The organism is Flavobacterium sp. SOK18b, from assembly GCF_014156605.1.
Taxonomy (GTDB): Bacteria; Bacteroidota; Bacteroidia; order Flavobacteriales; family Flavobacteriaceae; genus Flavobacterium; species Flavobacterium tiangeerense.
The window spans coordinates 1-3942 of sequence record NZ_QKNZ01000162.1 but is presented as its reverse complement, the minus strand read 5'-3'; the positions used below and the strand labels follow the sequence as shown (position 1 = coordinate 3942).

1 protein-coding gene and 1 pseudogene are annotated in these 3942 nt (G+C 28.4%); both read left to right on the top strand.

What is annotated here, in order from left to right; genetic code table 11:
• Positions 1-88: 88 nt before the first annotated feature.
• Positions 89-3451 (top strand): AAA domain-containing protein, encoded by a 3363-nt coding sequence (locus DNC80_RS15650; protein ID WP_255493277.1) that lies wholly within the window; start codon positions 89-91, stop codon positions 3449-3451.
• Positions 3451-3942: pseudogene (locus DNC80_RS15645) on the top strand (hypothetical protein); the annotation flags it as partial. The gene DNC80_RS15650 and the pseudogene DNC80_RS15645, both read left to right, overlap by 1 nt.

The window sequence follows — 3942 nt, the reverse complement described above, 5'->3', positions numbered from 1 at the left end:
ATTGTAAATACTTTCTTTATTTGTAATAAAACAACTTTACTTACAAATAATTTTAATATTTTGGACTTTTTTAAAAGCTGAAACACTTTTGATAAAAAAATCTAAAAATACAAACCAGCATATGATTCTAGGAAAATACCAAATAAGTCATAAAAAAGAAGAGAAAGGGTATTCTATAACGGCAGTTGTTCAAGACGAATTTGAAAATAGTTATTTTGCAAAATGGATCAAAGGTATTGAGCAAAACTCTCAAGCAAGCAAAATTTTGTTCGATAAGCTAAGAAACTTAAAAAAAGCTACTCACAAAAACTTAGCAAAAATCATTGAATACGATTGGGATGAAAACGAACAGGCCTATTGTATAATTTTTCAATTCATTCAAGCAAGAACGTTAGAGAATGAATTGAATTCACTTAAACCAACGGTTTTTTTAAAGGGAATTGAAAATAGTGTAGCATGTTTAAAAGAACTTAATCAAACCAATAGAATAACTCATGGTGATATTAATCCTGCCAATATTTTAATTGATGAAAATGAAGATTTCTTTCTAATTGATTTTGGTATTGCAGATATTGCTACTACTTTAAGTCAAGAAAAAGAATTAGAAATTTTTGCAAGAGATTTTGCTGCTCCAGAAAAATGGAATAGAAAAGTCAGTAAAGGATTTCCGCACCAATCAGATATTTATTCTATTGGTAAAATCATCGAATGGTATTTTGAAAAAAGAAAACTTCCAGAGTTTTCAACTATTAAAGAACTTATTGATCGATGCTGTGAAATTGCACCAGACCAACGAATAAACTATTCTAACTTAAAAGAAGATATTAGTGCAATATTGTTTAGTAGTCCATTTGAAAAAACCAATAGTATTGATGTTACAGGCGAATTTACTAATGAAATAATAAAAGAGCTGAATGGTGTAGGTGATGGAAAAGAGTTGCCGAAAATAAACGTTTTGCCAAAAGCTCAAAACAGTACTAAAGAAAACTATTTACTTGATATTTATACCAAAAACTATTACTTGCATTGTCTTTGGTTAGTATCTGAAAAACAGTTGGTTATTAGGAATAGTTCCAAAAAGGAAAACATAGACGATAGAAAAAAAACCGATGAGAAGTATGCACAAAAAATCGGAGTACCAGTTAAGTTTGATAGCCGTACTTATACAACCTTCAATTTAACATCAACAATAAAAAAAATACTTAAAGAAAAAGATAAAGAACGTAGCTATAGCAAAGGAAAACATGAAACTAACAAAGAATTAAAGTTTTATAAAGATTTAATTTCAAAAGAACTCGAAGTAATCGAAAAGAACTCACTTCGTTTGGTGTACAATAATTTTGAGAAGAAAAGTGAAGATGAAGTTTGGTTTAAAGTAGAGGATAATGAGAAATATAGCAAACAAGGATTAATCTTTGATCATATAGATCAATCGTTGCCACCACATCCAGAAGAATTTGAATATATTTTAAGTGAAACTGCGGATAAAAAACAAATAAAAAAGCCCCTAAAATTTTCAGGTATAGCTTATAATTTTGATACTAAACTAAGAATCATAAAATTTAAAGATTGTGAAAATTTATCTTTTGAAACACTTCCTTCAAAAGGTTATTTATTTCAAAATATTAGCAAACAAGAAGAAGAAAAAAAGCGCCAACTTGAAGCTATCAAAAAAGTGGAATTCAATGATGTTCAAAACAGAGATTTAATTCACTATTTATTTAATCCGAGAGATTTACAAAGTAAGTTTTTAGATATTCATACTCTTGAAGATATTTATCAAACAGATGATAAAGGCAATCCATTTGTATATAGCGATAACCAACAAAAAGCGGTTATTAATGCTTTAAATAGAGAACCGTTAACCATCATTCAAGGGCCACCAGGAACAGGAAAAACTACTGTAATTACAGAAATAGTATTTCAAATTTTAAACAAACAACCTAATGCAAAGATTTTAATTACGTCTCAAACTAATGATGCGGTAGATAATGTATTGGATAATCTTTTAGAAAAAGACATACCACTTGTTAGATTAAGTGGCGTAAGACAACCTAAACCAAGTTTAGCAAAACATACATTAGAGAGAAAAATTGAAGGTTGGAAAGAAAAAATCAGAAAAACTGCCAAAGAAAATTGGAGACCAGTTAGAGAAAGTTTTTTGACTGAGGTTAGAAAATCCAATGCAAATCTAGATTTGATAATTGAAATTATATCAAACAATAAAAGTTGGGAATATAAAGTAAATGAATTAAAAAAAGCGATAACAAACAAGAATGAAATCAGCTATCTAAAAAAATATTTAAATTCAGAATGTGAACTAATTAAGGAGTTATCAAATAAAACGAATATTAATTTTGAAGAATATTTCATTAAGCAAAATCTATACAAAGATTGGCTAGCTACAATAAGCTCTTTAGATGAAAAGAGTCATCTAAATCAAAAGTTAATTGACAGCATTCGAGTAATTGGAGCAACTACTAATCATATTGCTTCAAAAAAATATGCAAAATTTAATTTCGAATTTGACTATGTAATTATGGATGAAAGCGGTAAAGCAACCACAGCCGAATCATTAATTCCATTAGTTTTAGCAAACAAAGCTATTTTAGTTGGTGATCACAGACAATTAAGACCAATGCTAACAGGCACAAGAGAAGTAGAAAAATGGCTAAGGGAAACATTTAAAAAAGATGATGAGTTTGATAGCTTTGATGACTATTTCAACAGACCAAGTTTGTTTGAACAAATTATTACAAACATAGATGACGATTTTAAAAGCCAATTAGAAGTATGTCGAAGAAGCTCACACGATCAAGTTATATTAACTTCTAAATGTTTTTATGAACCATATGGTGACGAGCCAATTTTACCAGCCAAAAGACCAATTGAAAAAGAGCATAATTTTGACTTAAAAGTAAACAGTTCCATCATTTTTATCGATACAGGTAATGATTACAAAAGCGAAACTAATGGTACTGGTTCATCTAAAAATAAAGAAAGCGCAAAATTAATTCCAGAAATTTTAAAACGCTTAGACCATCATCCACTGGTTAAAAAATACTCAGTCGGAATTATTACAGGATATTCAGCTCAAGTAAATGAAATAAAAAGTGTGCTTTCTAAAAATTTTGATTACAGAAAATGTAAAAATCTTAAATCAGAAAATGTAACACTATCAGTAGTCGATAAATTTCAAGGTTTAGAAAAAGATATTATAATTTTTGATTTAGTGAGAAGTCGCCAAAACACATTAGGTTTTCTGGCAAATGCTAATCGTATTAATGTGGCACTTTCTCGGCAAAAAAAACTGTTGATAATTATTGGGAATTACAATTGGTTATTGTCTGCGGAATCACCTCATCTCAAAGGAGAAATACCTGCATTAAAAAGGTATTTAAAAGAAATTAAAAAAGAATGGATAGTTACTAATATTGAACAAATTTTCTAATGGATATAAAAGAAATATATAAAAAACTTGAAGACCAATGTCCAAGTAATTACCGTATTAATGAAATCATTCCGATTGCATATCCCTATAGAAAAGTAGTGATCAATGCAATGGTCAATAAATCACCTGAAGAATCAATTCAACAGGTGTATGCAATTTTTATTAAAGCAATAAAATCCGGAATAAATACGGAGAGTGAACTAATACATTTTTTAGGATTAGACAAAGACGATTTTATTTTAAGAGAACTTTATTTTCTTCGAGAGAGAGGATACTTAGATTTTATATCGAATAAATGGATGATTACTAAATCAGGTGAAGAATTTAGTAAAGACAATAGTATTCTTAAAATTTTATCAGAAGAGGAGTTTGAATTTTATATAGAGGCTTATTCAGATGAAGTTTTACAAAATGATTTTTCTTTTTTTAAGGATTATAATGTTCAAAATAAAATACAACCCAAAATTAAATTTAAAAATAAAAGCCCAGAA